General features: G+C 34.1%; 15 protein-coding genes and 1 pseudogene. 9 read left to right on the top strand and 7 right to left on the bottom strand.

All coding sequences use genetic code 11. From position 1 onward, the window contains the following. Positions 1–118: 118 nt before the first annotated feature. The 4 genes from SAGCYANO_RS46500 to SAGCYANO_RS36630 all read right to left on the bottom strand — a co-directional run bounded on the left by SAGCYANO_RS46500 (position 119) and on the right by SAGCYANO_RS36630 (position 1468). The gene (locus SAGCYANO_RS46500; protein ID WP_237397034.1) at positions 119–409 is read right to left on the bottom strand and encodes a transposase family protein; all 291 of its coding nucleotides are present in this window, start codon (positions 407–409) and stop codon (positions 119–121) included. Beyond that, positions 396–569, bottom strand: a complete 174-nt coding sequence (locus SAGCYANO_RS46495; protein WP_237395754.1) for a transposase family protein — start codon at positions 567–569, stop codon at positions 396–398. Before SAGCYANO_RS46495 ends, SAGCYANO_RS46500 begins: the two co-directional genes overlap by 14 nt. A 26-nt stretch (positions 570–595) precedes the next feature. Further along, positions 596–763 carry a hypothetical protein gene (locus SAGCYANO_RS46490; protein WP_237395766.1) on the bottom strand — a complete coding sequence of 56 codons (168 nt, stop codon included), beginning with the start codon at positions 761–763 and terminating at the stop codon, positions 596–598. A gap of 495 nt (positions 764–1258) precedes the next feature. Then, positions 1259–1468 (bottom strand): hypothetical protein, encoded by a 210-nt coding sequence (locus SAGCYANO_RS36630; protein ID WP_202224535.1) that lies wholly within the window; start codon positions 1466–1468, stop codon positions 1259–1261. An 845-nt stretch (positions 1469–2313) separates the two neighbouring features. On the opposite strand from SAGCYANO_RS36630, the gene SAGCYANO_RS36625 reads away from it, so the two are divergent. The 8 genes and pseudogenes from SAGCYANO_RS36625 (at position 2314) to SAGCYANO_RS46470 (ending at position 9625) form a co-directional block, all read left to right on the top strand. After that, positions 2314–2886 (top strand): hypothetical protein, encoded by a 573-nt coding sequence (locus SAGCYANO_RS36625; RefSeq protein ID WP_202224534.1) that lies wholly within the window; start codon positions 2314–2316, stop codon positions 2884–2886. A gap of 227 nt (positions 2887–3113) precedes the next feature. After that, positions 3114–3463: pseudogene (locus SAGCYANO_RS46485) on the top strand (hypothetical protein); the annotation flags it as partial. A gap of 27 nt (positions 3464–3490) precedes the next feature. Further along, positions 3491–3682: a hypothetical protein gene (locus SAGCYANO_RS36620; RefSeq protein WP_202224533.1), complete on the top strand. Its 192-nt coding sequence runs from the start codon at positions 3491–3493 to the stop codon at positions 3680–3682. Between the two features lie 6 nt (positions 3683–3688). Beyond that, positions 3689–3904, top strand: a complete 216-nt coding sequence (locus SAGCYANO_RS36615; RefSeq protein ID WP_202224532.1) for a hypothetical protein — start codon at positions 3689–3691, stop codon at positions 3902–3904. 338 nt (positions 3905–4242) lie between these two features. Beyond that, positions 4243–5142 carry a sulfotransferase gene (locus SAGCYANO_RS36610; protein WP_202224531.1) on the top strand — a complete coding sequence of 300 codons (900 nt, stop codon included), beginning with the start codon at positions 4243–4245 and terminating at the stop codon, positions 5140–5142. 1528 nt (positions 5143–6670) lie between these two features. After that, on the top strand, positions 6671–7888 hold the full coding sequence (locus tag SAGCYANO_RS46480; protein ID WP_237397033.1) for a leucine-rich repeat domain-containing protein: 1218 nt from the start codon (positions 6671–6673) through the stop codon (positions 7886–7888). 3 nt (positions 7889–7891) lie between these two features. Beyond that, a complete protein-coding gene (locus tag SAGCYANO_RS46475) occupies positions 7892–8038 on the top strand; it encodes a hypothetical protein (protein ID WP_237397032.1) in 147 nt (48 codons plus the stop codon). After that, positions 8039–9625, top strand: coding sequence for a COR domain-containing protein (locus tag SAGCYANO_RS46470; protein WP_307786280.1), 1587 nt, complete (start codon positions 8039–8041; stop codon positions 9623–9625). A gap of 394 nt (positions 9626–10019) precedes the next feature. On the opposite strand, the gene SAGCYANO_RS36600 is transcribed toward SAGCYANO_RS46470, so the two are convergent. From SAGCYANO_RS36600 to SAGCYANO_RS36590, 3 genes are all read right to left on the bottom strand, one after another. Then, a complete protein-coding gene (locus tag SAGCYANO_RS36600; protein WP_202224530.1) occupies positions 10020–10268 on the bottom strand; it encodes a hypothetical protein in 249 nt (82 codons plus the stop codon). Positions 10269–10931: 663 nt separating this feature from the next. Then, positions 10932–12965: a heavy metal translocating P-type ATPase gene (locus SAGCYANO_RS36595; protein ID WP_202224529.1), complete on the bottom strand. Its 2034-nt coding sequence runs from the start codon at positions 12963–12965 to the stop codon at positions 10932–10934. A gap of 1207 nt (positions 12966–14172) precedes the next feature. After that, a complete protein-coding gene (locus SAGCYANO_RS36590) occupies positions 14173–14610 on the bottom strand; it encodes an NUDIX domain-containing protein (protein ID WP_202224528.1) in 438 nt (145 codons plus the stop codon). 1535 nt (positions 14611–16145) lie between these two features. Between SAGCYANO_RS36590 and SAGCYANO_RS36585 the strand changes: the two genes are divergently transcribed. Next, entirely contained in the window at positions 16146–17333 is a 1188-nt protein-coding gene (locus SAGCYANO_RS36585; protein WP_202224527.1) for a tetratricopeptide repeat protein, read from the top strand. The last annotated feature ends 102 nt before the right edge of the window (positions 17334–17435 follow it).

Here is a 17435-nt window from a genome sequence, read left to right as displayed (position 1 = left end):
CGCTACTTATGAAGATAGTTAATTTGTACAGTTTTATGGGTATCAGAGACACTTAGTGTTACTAATTCAAATATTTATTAGACTTTGATTTATTATTTTTATCTCAGTTTTTGATGATTTATACTAATATAAATGAGCCAATTCTTAGTCGCACTAAACCACATATTGTTAAAATTACTTTTTGATAATTATTATCTTTTAATCTGAATCTTTCTCTAGCAAGTCCAAATATTTTAATTAATCTTATTACATGTTCTACAAATATTCTTTTTTGGCTTTTTCTTGATTTTCTTCTTTGATTTCTGGTGGCATTTCTTTTTTCTTGGTTTCTTTTTGGTGTAGTAGTTCTTTCTACTCCTTCATAAGCTTTATCTCCTTGGAATTTTTGTTTTTTATCAAAGTTTTTTATCCTGTTGTTTTCTTAATATTTTTACATCACTTACTGGACCTTTTTCTCCTACTATTACATCCACTATTTCTGTTCCTTTTGGTGTCGTTATTATTTGATTTTTACTCATTATGATTTTTCTTGTTTCCTGAGTAATATTTTTCTTGGTTTTTATATTCACTTGGTCTTTCTCTACCTTGTTCTGTACTATCTACAATTAATTCTAATTCTGTTAATATCTCCTTTACCCATTCCAATACCTAAAACTTTTTTTTTACTTGTTCTAATAAACTTGCTGGCAGTAATTCTCTGAGAATATCTATCCAGAGCGCGAAAAATATTATTAGCACTTGATTCACTTATACCAAAGTTAATTCCTAATGTTTGAAAAGTTGGTATTTGATGTAAATAAAATCACGTTAAAATTATTTCTTCTTCCTTTGTTAAATTCTTTTTTCTTCCTCCACCTGCTTTAATTAATCTTTTTCTGTTTTGGCGTTGGCGGAGCAAGTGCGGCAGCTACATCGCCTCCTTTTTTTCTGATTCTATTCTTTGGGCATTTTCTATTAATTTTATTAGCTGTTCATAAGTAATACCAATAATTCTTTTTGTTTATGAGTGGATGATTAGAAATATATTCTAAAGTTGGATTCATTTGGGAGACTGTATACATAAATGGTTTTGATAATTTTACCTTATTTTCTATTTTGGAGATGTCTAATTGTCACTACTTGCAAGTGATTGGGAATGATTGACTCAGTTTTAATTAAACTATCAAGCCATCTTTGACTTTCTTTTTGTGTGGTTGGTTTTTGTTTTCTTTGTTCAGCCTTTCCTAATTCAACTTCATTTCTGGACCATACCTCTTGTTCAATAATGCCTAGTGGTATTCCCTGTGTACTCGCTGTTAAAACTGAGTGGACTTTTAGTCAAGAGTGCATATTTACTGTCGAGATATCCTGTTCCTGATAGAGCTTTATGGCTGGTGTAATTCAGTTCTGTAGTATCTTGTATTGCTAATACTACCTGATATTTGGCCATTCTCTCTACTGTGGCATCAATATGTCCAAGTCTGATCATAGATGGTTTGATGTAGGGTGAATCCCAGAATTTATAGGTGGCTTTGGTTTGTTACCATGTTCCACTGGCTTGAGGTACACTGGCTTAGGCGTGAAGCACTCAGATATTCTACTATTTTAATTAACCTTTAGTCCTTCTTTATCCCCAATTCAGTTCTTTCAAGTTCTGCTGTTATCCACTGTTCCATTGACTGACTTTTTGGTTAAACTCAGAGTTTTTCTTTAAAAATACACAATTCCTAGATTTTGTCAAACCTTATGTTAAGAAAGATGTGGGTAATGGATAGCCTTTTAAGGCAGGGTCAATTTATTGTCACCAGAGAAAAAAGGAGGGTGTGGGGAGTGTGGGGAGGGTGGGGAGGGTGGGAAGCACAGGATCTCAAATCAGGACTTACGCAAAGGCACTATTTATAGAGCCCAATAACTATTGTCCAACAGTTATGAGCGCTATATATAGCGTATCTGCGTAAGTCCTAAAAATATAGGGTTATAAATATTCTCTGACGACAATGAATTAGCCCTGCTCTTTTAAGGGGATAAAAAGCGGTCGTTTTGCACTTCGCAAAAGGTCAAGCGCAGCATGACAAACGGAAAGCAGAGCTTCCCGTAGGGTGGGATGGCGGACCGCGGAGCGGCTCTGATAAGAGCGGGTCTCCTCACCATATCCATGAGACCAAGAGATCGGTTGATCTTCGGGGCTTCCCGTAGGGTAGGATGGGGAGAAAACCTGCGCCAGATCCATTAGGCCAAGAGAAAGAGAATATTTCAGATTTCAAGCCTCTTGCTCCAGCAAGAGGTACTGATAACTGATAACTGATAACTGATGACTGATGACTGATAACTGAAATGACACTCTATTCTACTGTCGGAAATTTACCTTTCCACGATTTTCAAGTGAATATTACTACTTCCGGAAAAAGAGTAGCCGAAAAATTTAGACTACAACCAGAATTACCAGGAGTTATTATTACTAAAAGTACAAAAATGTTGGGTATGATTTCACAAGTCAGATTCTTAGAGTATATGAAATTACCAGGAAATAAAGACTTTTACTCTAAGAAACCTGTGAGTGAATTGCTAGATGTTCTTAGTACTCCCCCTTTAGTTCTTTCTGAAAATTTTCAAATTAATGCTGCAGTACTAACTGCCTTAAATAGACCAAAAAATTATGTTTACGAGCCGATAGTTATAGTTTTGTCGAATGGGAATTTAAGATTGATAGATTTACATGATTTACTATTGGCACAATCGGAAATTTTATTAAAAGCTTATAAAATGATTCCAAATCGAACGGAGAAATATCAATCAGAAATTTCCGAATTATTTCCTCAAGACGAGGATAATGATGATGAACATACTGGTTTGTTGTTAGAGTCAAAATCTCCCGTGGACCCAATTAAAAACAAACTCAAAAAGTGAGATAATAATTGAAGAAGGCAGAAGGTACAGGGGAGTAGGGGAGTAGGGGAGTAGGGGAGTAGTAAACATAAGAATAATATACACTTACTCGCTAATAATCGCTCAAAACGTTATTGAATCCTACTAATTATTTAATCATTGAAGTATTGCATAAGTATAGTATTCTTTTGAGAAATAGTATGAGATTATCAAACTAAATAATTTATAGTGAAAGAATATTCCCGTAGAAACAAATACCAGGAAAAAGATTACCGATATTTTGGGATGGTGTAACTCCTTAATGACTCTCAATAATTGCGAGAATATTTAACTAAAATTAATCAAGATATATTCGAGTAAGAATGGTTGATAACTTGTACAAAATTCGCCCCTAATACTCTGGATAAAAACCCCGTAGAAAATATTTCCTTAGCAAGGAAAAAGCTTCATGGGGCAATTTTATCATTTTTGCAGTTCCTTTAAAATAATAAAATGGCTATTCAAGTTTTTTGTTGATGGTCAAATATTCGATTTTTCTACTCCTAAATTAGCTGCCATTACAGAAAAGCGTAACCGCCAAATTCGATTTGGGTATTAATAAAGCGGCCAGAATAGTAATTAATCATTGTTTAAAAATCATCTTGGTACAATTGTTTTTGGTTGGAATAAAGGTCAGAAAAATCAAATAGAATTAGGAAAGAAAAGTAATTCAGAATTTGTACTAATTCCGACAGCTAGACTGAAAGAAAGGATAGCTCAGTTGTGTGATGAATATGGAATAATATTTATAGAAACACCAAGAAAGTTATACTTGTAGGGGCGAATGGCATTCGCCCCTTCATTTTTAGATGGTGACTATCTGCCTAATTATGGTGAGAAACCCAATAATTGGAAACCGTCAGGAAAGAGAATAAAGAGTGGTTTGTATAGAACAGGCAATAATTGGTGTATTAATGCAGACTGTAATGGGGCTGCAAATATAATCGCAAAAGTAAGCCGCAAAGCTGTAGGGGCGGCCGTTCGCCCCTACTTAAGCTAACTGTGTAGGGGCACATTGACTTGTCCCCAGAGAGTTTATCTTTGGTCAGCTAAGAACAGAGGGAGCAACACGGATTTATTCTGTTGCGTAGTATCTACTTAGAATCCCCGTGACTTGAGTCCGGGGAGTAGTCAAAATAGCCTATCAATGCAGTAAACTAAATTTAAGATATAACAAGGAATGAAGAGTTACTAAGTTATCGGAATGTGTGGAAGATAGCTCTTAATAAATTGTAATTTCAGCATTATACTAAATTATGCTCTAAACTCCGAATTAGTAGTCTGATACCTTTAATAATAAGTGTCTATATCTATAAGTTTAAATTTAGGAGAAATACAATGAAGTTGCCAACTTTTCTCATAATAGGAGTACAGAAAGCAGGAACTACATCTATCTATAAATATTTAAATGAACATCCCCAAGTTTATATGAGTCCCATTAAGGAAACAAATTTTTTCGCTACAGATTGGGAAAATAAGACAGAAAAAGCACCAGATACAGGAACAAGAAAAAGAATTAATAGCTGGGAAAGATACTGTGAACTTTTTATGGATGTTAAAGATGAGATTGCTATAGGAGAGGCATCTCCTAACTATCTTGTTAGCTATAAAACTTCATCGGAAATGATTCAACGTTATGTTCCTGATGTGAAAATGATTGCTATATTGAGAAATCCTGTGGAGAGAGCTTATTCTGATTATTTAATGCACCTTCGTGATGGGATAAATGTAGGAAAAGTTAGGTCTCTCAGCGAACAAGTTAAATTTCGGGCAGATAGTTCTTCAACAATCAAGAAAGGATTATATTATTCTCCTATCAAACATTATTTTGAGACTTTTAACCTGGAACAATTAAAAGTTATTCTCTATGATGATTTAACTAAAGATTCTTTAAAGGTTATGCAAGAGATTTATGGGTTTATTGGGGTAGATGATACATTTAATCCTGATACTTCAAAGCGTAGTCAAAGTGCAGCTATACCTAAGAATCAAGCATTGAATAATTTATTGCAAACAAAAAATCCAGTTAGGACAGCTATTTCATCAACGCTTAAAGTATTAATGCCTTTAGAAATGCGGCAGAAATTACGCTCTAGTATAATTGAGTTAAATTCAGCAGGAAAAGAACTCAAACCTCTTTCTTCAGAAGAGCGTCAAGTATTAACTGAATTTTACCGTGAAGATATTCTCAAGTTACAAGATTTGATTGACAGAGACCTTTCATCTTGGTTGGTGTAGCGGGGTAAGCATTTTTCAGTTATCAGTTATCAGTTATCAGTTATCAGCTTTACTACCTTTAAGAGGTTGTCTGAGAAATTTGCGATATCCAAAGCCCCCTAAATCCCCCAATTTTGGGGGACTAGAGCAAGCAAATGTGACTCTTGTTCCCCCCAAAGTTGGGGGGCTAGGGGGGCAAATTTCAGTTATCAGTCAAATAATTTTTGAAGGAAGTTTAGGGGGAAATTTCTACCAAAAGTTTCCAACTAATACGCATTAGAGGTTGTCTGAGAAGTCCAATATGCTACATCACTCGCCCCCTAAATCCCCCAAAATTGGGGGACTAGAGCAAGCAAATTTACTCTTATTCCCCCCAAAGTTGGGGGGCTAGGGGGGCAAATTTCAGTTATCAGTTATCAGTCAAATAATTTTTGAAGGAAGTTTAGGGGAAAATTCCTTCCATTTGTAGGGGGCGAATGGTATTCGCTCTCGCTATATGTATAGTTTCTGCTAGAAATCAGGCACTGAAAACTATAACGTCTTAGTTTTTCCATCTATTAGATGTTGTTGCCTCTAGAAATCAGGCACTGAAAACTATAACGTCTTAGTTTTTCCATCTATTAGATGTTGTTGCCTCTAGAAATCAGGCACTGAAAACTATAACGTCTTAGTTTTGCCATCTCGTAGATGTTGTTACCTATAGAAATCAGGCACTGAAAACTATAACGTCTTAGTTTTTCCATCTAGTAAGTAGGGCTTGCTGAATAAAGCTAAAAGTCACGATAGCTAAGGCTTAAGAGCTTTTTCTATTCAGTTTATCTCCAAGTTTATGGCTCTTATTTGCATCAATTTACTGAAATTTTCTGCTGAAATTCAAGCAAATTTCTTCACATAAAATGGCCTAAACCGTTCCCTGTTCCCTGCGTTTCTTCGTCTCCGCGTCTCCGCCTCCCCGTGTCCTACCCCCACCAACCAATTTTTTCAACAGACCCTAAGTAGGTTGTCTCTAGAAATCAGGCACTGAAAACTATAACGTCTTAGTTTTTCCATCTATTAGGTGTTGTTGCCTCTAGAAATCAGGCACTGAAAACTATAACGTCTTAGTTTTTCCATCTAGTAAGTATGATCGGGACTTACGCATGAGGTACGAAAAACAAAGATCCCCCGCGCATCCCCCTTAAAAAGGGGGACTTCTGGTTTCCTCCCTTGTCAAGGGGGTTAGAGGGGATCTCCACTTATGCATGAGGTACGAAAAACAAAGATCCCCCGCGCATCCCCCTTTTTAAGGGGGACTTCCGGTTCCCCCCTTATCAAGGGGGGTTAGGGGGGATCTCTAGGGGTGTAGCTCACACTTACTGAGAAATTCTATACAATAATTTTCTAGCACGTTGCTGAAATACTGAGAAAATTTTTGAGGCAAAACATCGGGTGGCTGTGTATAAGCATTTTTTGTAGGTTGGGTTGAAATAAGAAAGTTCTGATGGTTATGGAAAATGAATGTTTGTATTTGTAGCTATTACAATAATTGTAAAAATTATTTTATTGAGCTATGACTTCTCCTAGAAGAAATAAGCAGAATCAGATACCGCAACGTTTTCAAGAAAGAATACAAGCTGCTAAAGATAAAAAACTTAAGGGGTTAGACTTAAGTAATAATGTTTCTAGCAAAAATGATGAAAAATTAACTGAAATTCCTACTGAAGTTTGGGAGTTAGAGCAGCTAGAAGTATTAAATTTAAGAGATAATCAATTAACAAGCATCCCGGAATCAATATCTAAACTTACCAATTTAACTTGGCTTGATTTAAGTGGTAATCAATTAACAAACATCCCGGGAGCAATCTCTAAACTCACCAATTTAACCGAGCTTTATTTATATGGTAATCAATTAACAAACATCCCGGGAGCAATCTCTAAACTCACCAATTTAACCGAGCTTTATTTATATGGTAACCAATTAACAAGCATCCCGGGAGCAATCTCTAAACTCACCAATTTAACGAGGCTTTATTTATATGGTAATCAATTAACAAGCGTCCCAGAATCAATATCTAAACTCACCAATTTAACTCAGCTTTGTTTAAGCGATAGTCAATTAACAAGTATCCCGGAATCAATATCTAAACTCACCAATTTAACTTGGCTTGATTTAAGTGATAATCAATTAACAAGCATCCCGGAATCAATATCTAAACTCACCAATTTAACTTGGCTTGATTTATATGGTAATCAATTAACAAGCATTCCGGAATCAATATCTAAACTCACCAATTTAACTAAGCTTGATTTAAGTGATAATCAATTAATAAGTATCCCGGAATCAATCACTAAACTCACCAATTTAATTCAGCTTTATTTATATGGTAATCCTCTTGAAGATCCACCAATAGAAATTGCTGAAAAAGGAATAAAAGGAATTAGAGAATATTTCCAACAAATAAAAGAAGAAGGAACAGATTATCTCTATGAAGCAAAATTACTAATTATTGGTGAAGCTGGCGCGGGTAAAACAACTCTAGCTAATAAAATTCAAAACCCAAACTATCAACTCCGAGATGAAGATTCCACCAAAGGAATTGAGGTTAATCAGTGTAATTTTCAGACAGCAAATCAACATGACTTTCAGATGAATATTTGGGATTTTGGCGGACAAGAAATTTATCATGCTACTCACCAATTTTTTCTCACCAAACGCTCCTTATATATTCTTGTGGCAGATACTCGTAAAGAAGATACAGATTTTTATTATTGGCTGAATATAGCATAATTGTTGAGCGATAATAGCCCTTTATTAATTATCAAAAATGAGAAACAAGAACGCAAACGGGAAATTAATCAAAGAGCATTGCAAGGTCAATTTTCTAATATCAAAGAAATATTAGCCACCAATCTTGCAACTAACCGAGGATTAGAATAAATTAGAACAGATATCAAACATTACATCAGTAATTTACCTCATATTGGTAGCCCTCTTCCTAAGACATGGAAAAAAGTCCGTGAAGTATTAGAAACAGATGGTCGTAACTATATTAGTTTGACAGAATATTTATCTATTTGTGAAGAAAATGGCTTTAAGAAACGAGAGGATAAATTACAATTAAGTGGTTACTTACATGACTTAGGAGTTTTTCTTCATTTTCAAGATGACCCACTGTTAAATAAAACAGTTATTCTAAAACCAGAATGGGGAACAGCAGCAGTCTACAAAGCTCTAGATAATCCGCAAGTTTATGATAATTTTGGTAAATTTACCAAAGATGATTTGACTAATATTTGGCATGAAGATAAATATGCCAATATGCACGATGAGTTACTGCAATTAATGATTAAATTTAAACTTTGCTATAAAATTCCTGATACTTCTCAAACCTATATTGCCCCTCAACTCCTAACAGAAGCTCAACCAGAATATGACTGGGATGAAAATAATAATTTGATATTACGTTACACTTACGAATTTATGCCCAAAGGAATTATTACTCAGTTTATTGTGGTGATGCACAAAGATATTGAGGAGCAAAAATATGTTTGGAAAAGTGGAGTTATTCTCAAGAAAAATCAAACCAGAGCAGAAGTAATTGAATATTATGGCAAGAGAGAAATAAAAGTTAGAATTTCTGGGCAACAAAAACGGGATTTAATGACTATTGTGACTTACGAGTTGGATAAAATTCATGGTTCCTACAATAATCGACTCAAATATAATAAATTAATTCCTTGTAATTGTGCAGCTTGTAATAATAGTCAGAATCCTCACTTCTACAAATTTGATAAATTAAATGAATGGAAGAGTAATGGTAGACAAAAAACTAAGTGCGATAATTATCCATATCATGAAGTTGATATCCGAAGTTTAATTGATGATGTAATAGTAATTGATGATGTAATAGACAGAGACTTGAGTAGAGAATTTTTACAAGCTAGTCATCGTCTAAATGATCTTTATATCATTGGTGGTAGAGATTTTTTTATAGACAGTAATAATATTGTTGGGAATAAAACCATGACTCAAAAAAATGTCAATGACCAAAGTCGGAAAATAGAAAATAAAGATGGAAATGTTGTTGGTAATGTATTCGGTGATGAGAGTAAGATTCAAGGTAAAGTCACAGCAAATTATCCTCAACCAGAAAAACACAAACCCAAGAAACTTGGATTTTTAGAAGCTGAAAAATTTGTCAATGACCAAAGTCGGACAATAGAAAATAAAGATGGAAATGTTGTGGGTAACGTATTCGGTGATGAGAGTAAGATTCAAGGTAAAGTCACAGGAAATTATCCTCAACCAGAAATAGAAAAACCCAAGAAATTTGGATTTCTAGATTCCTTGACTTGGATGCAGAATGGGCAAATTATTTACTACTTAGGTTCTGCTATTCTTGGAGTTATTTTGCTGATTATTTATCCTAAGTTATTTCCATCCGGGTTTCCTAAATTGGTAGAAAAAATTCAAGATATATTACCAGCTCCACAAGTAGAAAAAGAATTTGATAAAAATCAGTAATATTACAGCGGGTTCCACCTTGGTGAGGTACACCCCGAAGCGAGCAAGATGCTCGCACTGGGAACATTTAATTTTTCATATCTGTACTTCATAAGACAACTGTTTGATTTGACTCTGAATTTCTGGTGAAACTTCTCCCAATAATAGCCGAAGAGGTAATTAGGATTTGCGCTCAAAAGTCTTTTTTAAGGAGTAGGAGATCGGGGGAGTACGGGAGTAGGGAAGTAGGGGAGTAGGGGATAATTTTTTGCCCAACCATGCGCTAAAAATGCTAACTTTTTGAGAATGAAGAGCTGAAAACCATGTACTTTTTCAATGCCTAAAAAGGCTAAAACCTTTATCTGGTAATCATTTGATATTTAATCAGCAAGCCCTAATTATTAATTATTAATTATTAATTATTAATTATTAATCTAGCTTGTAACTGCTCAAAAACTAATTCTCCATCTTTCACATTTCCCGCTAAAATTTGTTCAGTTGCACTATCAATTTTTTTGCGTAATTCCTCTAGTTGACTATCAACTTCATTATGACCTTCAGCTAAAATAATAATTTCAACTTTTTGACCGGCTGTAAATGGCAAATCTGATAAAACCAACTGCTGAGGATTATCAATTATTACATATTTTTTGTAAGCATTCATCGGTTTAATTAACTCCTTAATATTAGGTATTTAAGATGATAATTGCAGTAACTTTAATCGAACATTTGCTAATTTAATCTCGAATAAAACTACTTGCTTTAATGATTTCCCAACCAATTAATTCTCCTTTTTCAGATTAAATACGCTGACTTTGAAGAATAGTAAACATTCAGCTATTAGTATTTCCTAGGTCATGCTCCGCAAACAGCAATCAGCTTTTAAACTTATGCAAGCAATAACTGAGATTAGGTTATAGCCAATTTCATTAATGAATTTTAACTCTCCTTGGTGGATAATTCCCTTTGGTATAAAGAGAATTAAAACTTATGAATAAAAAGGCTTTTCATGGTCTAGATTTTAGCCATCTAACACACCCTAAAATCTAACTTTTTATTTGGAATTTTTGACTTTTAACTTCTGTTACTTTTGACTTTTAACTTTTGACTTTTAACTTTTAACTTCTCTTACTTTTAATTTTTGACTTTTGACTTTTGAATTTTTAACTTCTCTTACTTTTGACTTTTGACTTTTGACTTTTGAATTTTTAACTTCTCTTACTTTTGACTTTTGACTTTTGACTTTTGAATTTTTAACTTTTGACTTTTGACTTTTGAATTTTTAACTTCTCTTACTTTTGACTTTTGACTTTTGACTTTTGAATTTTTAACTTTTGACTTTTGACTTTTGAATTTTTAACTTTTGACTTTTAACTTTTGAATTTTTAACTTCTCTTACTTTTGACTTTTGACTTTTGACTTTTGAATTCATAGACGCTCGACTAGAATTAAAAATAGCAATTAACGCCACACCAACATCTGCAAATACCGCTTCCCAAATATTTGCCAACCCTGCTATTCCCAACAAAATAAACAACCCCTTTACTCCTATAGCAAAACCAATATTTTGCCAAACAATGCGACGCGTTTTTCTGCCAATTTGTATTGCTTCAACAACCTTAGAAGGAGCATCGCTCATAATTACAACATCCGCAGTTTCAATTGCCGCATCCGAACCCATGCTACCCATTGCCATACCAACATCAGCACGAGCAATAACCGGAGCATCATTAATTCCATCACCAACAAAAGCAACTTTCCCATTATTCTTATATAGTAATTTTTCAATGGCATTAACTTTATCTTCTGGCAATAATTCCGCTTCATAACTATCTAAACCTAAATTTTCTGCCACCCGTTGAGCAACTGTTTGATTATCTCCCGTTAACATGACAGTTTTTTCCACACCCAAATTTTTCAAAGATTTAATTGCCTGAGCAGCATCTAATTTAATTTGGTCAGATATTACGATATAACCAACATATTTACTATCAATTGCCAAATGAACTGCAGTATCCCCAATATCACAAATCTCATGTTGAATATTTTCTAAATGTAGGAGGCGTTCAGCTCCCGCAATAACTGTTTTATTACCAACTTTTGCCTTAATTCCACACCCGGCAATTTCTTGATATTCTGACACATCAGAATAATCAATTTTCCGAGAATTATATTTATCAACTGCTTGAGCAATAGGATGATTTGATAAAGATTCAACTTTAGCTGCTACTGCGATTAAATCTGGTTTTGTCAAGCCATTTTTTGTCACAATATCTGTCACCTGAAGTTTACCTTCTGTTAAAGTTCCAGTTTTATCAAAAACCACAGTTTTAATAGCAGCTAAATCATCTAAAAATGTAGAACCTTTGACTAATATTCCTCGTTTTGCCGCTCCACCAACACCACCAAAATAACCCAAAGGAATACTAATTACTAATCCACAAGGACAGGAAACAACTAAGACAATTAAAGCTCTATTTATCCAATCTGCATAAGTAGCGCCGGAGATAAATAGAGGAGGCAGAAGAGCGATCGCTAGAGAAATAAAGACAACTACTGGGGTATAGTACCTGGCAAAAGTTGTCATAAATCTTTCAGTTTTAGATTTTTTAGTTTTGGCAGTTTCAACTAACTCTAAAATCCTGGAAATTGAAGATTCAGAAAATGGCTTAGTAACGTAAATTGTTAATACTCCCGTTTGGTTAACCATACCTGCTAATATTGTTTGCCCAACTGTAAATTTTTTAGGTATTGATTCTCCAGTTAAAGCAGAAGTATCAACTTGGGAACTTCCAGAAATAATTTCACCATCTAAGGGAATTCTTTCTCCTGGTTTGACAACTATTTCACTACCAACTTCTACTACTTCAGGAGAGACTTTTTGTAGAGAATTGTTAAATTTTAAATTTGCATAATCTGGACGAATTTCTAATAATGATTTGATAGAATTACGGGAACGTTTTACAGAATATTCTTGGAATGTTTCCCCTATTTGATAAAACAACATTACTGCCACTGCTTCCGGCAATTTATGAATAGCGATCGCTGCCAATGTAGCTACAGTCATTAAAAAATTTTCATCAAATATTCTACCTCTCAAAATATTTTTTCCAGCAGTAGTAAGTACAGTCCAACCACTATATATATAGATAGGAATAAACACTATATATTTTCCTATGCCATAGATATTATTTTGTAATTGTTGATAGAAAATTAAACCTAAAATATAGATGATAATGACGGGAAGTAGGGGTAAAATTTCCTGTTTTAAACTTGACCCTTGAATAGGTAGATTAGCATCTGTATGGTTTTCTTCATGGTGGTGACAACTACAACAATGAGAATGATTATGATTACTCATTTTTATTCTGCTCCTCAAGCAAGACAATTTTTGTTGTAAACATTATAATCAATTAACTTCAAAATTAATGTATATATTATTTACATTTGAGATATTAAACTAAGATCGATAGAAAAAAATTATAGAAAACAGGAAGGAAGAGTTAAGAATCAAAAAAGGATCAAAAGATTGGTAGTACTGTATAAATAGTAATTTTCTCAACAGTCAACATAGTTGATAAATACTATTCCAAGATATAAGTACCATTAGTTGATTGGATATAGCGAAGTTTATACCAAATCCAAAAAAAGTAGTTATAGCAATAGCTAGAGCGGTTAGGACTTATACTGATGATTAATCTTAGACTAGGTAGGAAAGACATTGCCTACTATTGTTTGTTGCTTGCTATACATCTTAATCTGTATTTCATGCCTATAATATCAAACTTTGATTTTCACAGATATTGCAAGTATTTAATCTTTATTTTCTCTTTTTTCCAACATTTGAACCTATCCCAGTAATAAAATTTTGGCTAAAAACCCTAAATATTTTGAGAGCTAAAAACGGAAAATTAAGCTTTTCAGATACATTTTACTTAAGCAAATAAGCCTATTAAAAATAGTGGGATAGGCTCTTATATTCTCCTACTCCCTGCTATCTGTTTTCTATTCAGCGTAAGTCCTGATCAAAAAAAAGCGTTGGTAAATCAAGAGATGAAACTTTAAGAGTAATCTGTTTCTGATATCTCGAAACATTTTACAAAAGTAAGTAGGGCTTGCGCTCATAAATCTCAAAGCATTTACAGGTAAAGGTTTTAGACTTTTTAGGTCTGAAATACCTTGATTTTCAGCCCTTCATGCTCATGCATGGAGCGTATTTTGGGCGAGAGTTGGGCAAAAAAATACTCCCGTACGGACGCCCTTATGCAACGTCCCTACCCTACTCCCCTTTTCCCCTCCAGGGAGGGGAGGGGCGAGGGGTGGGTCCTCTACTCCTTAAAAAAGACTAGTGAAGCGCAAACCCTAAGTAATTGGTATCACCCCTAGTAGAAAATAGAAAATCATCTTACCGAAATATTGTGGTTTAAAGCCTCCCCTTTTAAGGGGATAATAAATAAAAATTTTCCTGTTCGTCAATCCTCTTCTTTTCAAGGAGAGGTAATTCGCGCATTCTAAATTCGCGCATTCTAAATTCTTGAGCAATTACCAACGCCAAAAAAAACATCTCCTCAAGTTGACACCAAACCTGCTTCCTGTAATGCGGCCCAAGCTCTATTTGAACACATCTGTGGTGTCAGAGTTGCGATCGCCAACCACTGAATACCCAAAGGTCCGACTTCTGGATCGTCGCTACTAAGATTAGTTGGTTTTGGTTCCACCCGACATTGATAGATAATATTTAAACTATGAAGTACCTTCCCCTCTCCTTGAGGAAAAAAATTCTCTGCTATTGTTAGCAGTCGCTCTACTTGAAAATCAGTAATTCCTGTTTCTTCTCTAATTTCCCGCCTTAGTCCCTCCATCAGCGTCTCTTGTGGTTGCAGTCCCCCTCCTGGTAAGTCCCAACAATTAGGTTCTGGGTCTGTCATTTGATGCAACAACAAAACTTGATTGTCTGCGACGAATAACCCCAATACTGCTACTCTCAATCTTACTTCTGTTTGCATTTATTTGAATTAATATCAACTCAACTTCTTTCAGATATTAAGGTGAAGTCTAGTTATTTGGCAATTATATTTGAGCTGATGAAAATGCGTTTGAAAAAAATATCATAAAAAATCCTCATAGCTGAATACATAAGATCGAATTCTCTACATTAACACTCAAATATATAACTTTTGTTTATAATTTATATTTTTAAAGTCTTTATTTAGTTATATTTTAGATATTTGTAGAAAAACTTTAGCAGTATGTTTCTGAAAAAAATGATTTATGTTAGGATTAGTATATGATACAAATTACCAATAAAAATTGGGAATGTATACTAGGGTGCATTTTGTTAAGAAACAGGCGAGAGATGGTTGATGGCATCGGATTAACCCAACTGGTAGTTCCAGGTTTCACCCTATTGAGATACTAAATTAGGGGATGTCATTATCTATAATTAGAGTAATAATAAGAGTATTAGAGAGAAAAAAATTACATCTAGGGAGTATCCATAATGATTGACTTTGAGGGGTTTTACATTTTACTAATAGCTACAGTTTACTTGGGACTAATTTACTTAGCATTGAGGTGGATTCCAAATAGAATTAAGAGACTTGGCTAGGTTTGGAGGCTAATAGGATAGGGGATCGAGGTAAAAACTTTATTCTAATAAATATTATTATTAGAGCGATCGCCTATTAACCCCATCCTCGATCGGCAAAATATTTTAATTAGCGTGCCTGATAGTATTAAAAAAAAAGTAAATAAGTAAAAATACTTGTTATAAAATTAATTATCTAATTTTTTAAGGGGTACATCAGGAGAAAGATAATCAATTGGTTGTATCATTGGTTGGTTCAAAAATATCAAAAAGTTTCTTTGACAGCGAATACTTTATACCAATTTTATGTGAGAGTGCAAATAATTAGGTATTATACTAATTCCCAAAAGCAATGCTATACTTCAGTTAGACTTCAACAGTCAAATATTTACCAAGATTAAAAGTCTTTTTTTGACAATTATTAGTCAGTTAGTATAGATTTTTCCTACTTTATAACCCCTCCCCTCACCTCCCACACTTCCCACACTTCCCCTCCACGGTCGGGGAGGGGCGAGGGGTGGGTCTCCACCCAATCATACATAGCATTCTTTTTGATAAATGGTAGTATTAGTTGTTAGGTTGTAGGTGTTATACCAATTTGATTTGAAAAAAGAATGTTACGAATAGTAAGATCAATAAAAAGACAAATGCAGGAGATGTCCCTTTGACAAAAAAGATAATTTACGCCCTAAAAAATGGTATTAAAGCCATTCCCATACGACTCCTGACTCCTAAGAAATATCCTGGCTATTTGTAGCAAATATTTATCAACTTGGTATTATACCAATTTTATGTGAGGTGGCACAGAATTATAAAATTTATTAACTTGTAAGCACCCCTACTCCCCTACTCAAGGAAACATAGAAAAGTTTTTGATATTTGTATAACTACTGTCCGATCGCCCCACCTATGGCAAAATATTATTGAGGTAGATATATCAGACAGGGGTAGATAATGCAGGAAACTCCAACAAATTTTGTCTCGCCCACGCAACAACAAACAAAAAATGTTAACCAGGCAAAAACTTATTTCAACTTAGGTAAAATTTTAGCAAAAAAGGGAGAATGGAAAGAGGCGATCGCTGCTTATCGTCAAGCAATTGACAGAGAACAAAATTTTGCAGATGCTTACCACTTTTTAGGTGATGCTTTGGTAGAAAAAGGAGAGAAAGAAGAGGCAATAAGGGTTTACAGAAGAGCTGTTGAAATGCAGCCGGAATTATGGGAAGTGCATCATAAATTAGGTGATTTATTGCAGGAAAAAGAGGAGTTAGAAGAGGCAGTTGCTGCTTATAATAGATCGATAGAATTAAAGTCTGATTTTTGTTGGTCTTATAATAATTTGGGGGATGTATTAGTTAAGTTAGAGAAGTGGGAAGAAGCTGTTAGTGCTTATCGTCGGGCTATTGAGTTGAGTCCTGATTTTCATTGGGGTTATTATAGATTGGGAGATGTATTAGTTAAGTTAGAAAATTGGGAAGAAGCTGTTAGTGCTTATAATAAATCGATAGAATTAAAGTCTGATTTTTGTTGGTCTTATAATAATTTAGGGGATGTATTAGTTAAGTTAGAAAATTGGGAAGAAGCAGTTCGTGCTTATCATCAGGCTGTTGAATTGAATCCTGATTTTCCTTGGGGTTATTATAAATTGGGAGATGTTTTAGTTAAGTTGAAAGATTGGGAAGAAGCTATCAATGCTTATCTGAAAGCAATTAATTTACAGCCAGAGTTAGTCGGAATTCATACAAAATTAGCAGATGCGCTACATTATCAAAAAAGAATTAAATTGGAAAAATTGGTTAATTTATATCGCGATAAAATAGAAAAAGAACCAGATAATATTCAAAATTACTACAAGATACTTGAAATTATTCCAGATGATTATCGGGTTAACTTACAACTAGCAAAAGTTTGGGAAAGAAAAGGTAATTTTTCCCAGGCAATTGTTTTTTGTAAAAATGCGATCGCCAGTAACTCCAAAGAAGTTGAAGGTCATATCTTTTTGGCTAATATTTTAGTTAAGCAGCAAAATTTTGAAGGAGCAATTGTTAGTTACCGTTATGCAATTAAAATTTCTCCTCATAGATGGGATTATCATCAAAAGTTAGGTGAAATCCTGGAAAATATAGGAAAAAAAGAATGAGGCAATTGCTGCTTATCAAAAAGCGATACAAATTCAATCTAATCCCCTTGATATTCAACAAAATTTAGCTAAATTAGTTCCAGAAAAAAACTCAGCAAAAGA

Source organism: Okeania sp. KiyG1, from assembly GCF_014132355.1.
Lineage (GTDB): Bacteria > Cyanobacteriota > Cyanobacteriia > Cyanobacteriales > Microcoleaceae > Okeania.
Note: the sequence above shows the minus strand (reverse complement) of the source record. Positions and strands in the feature narration are given on the sequence as shown.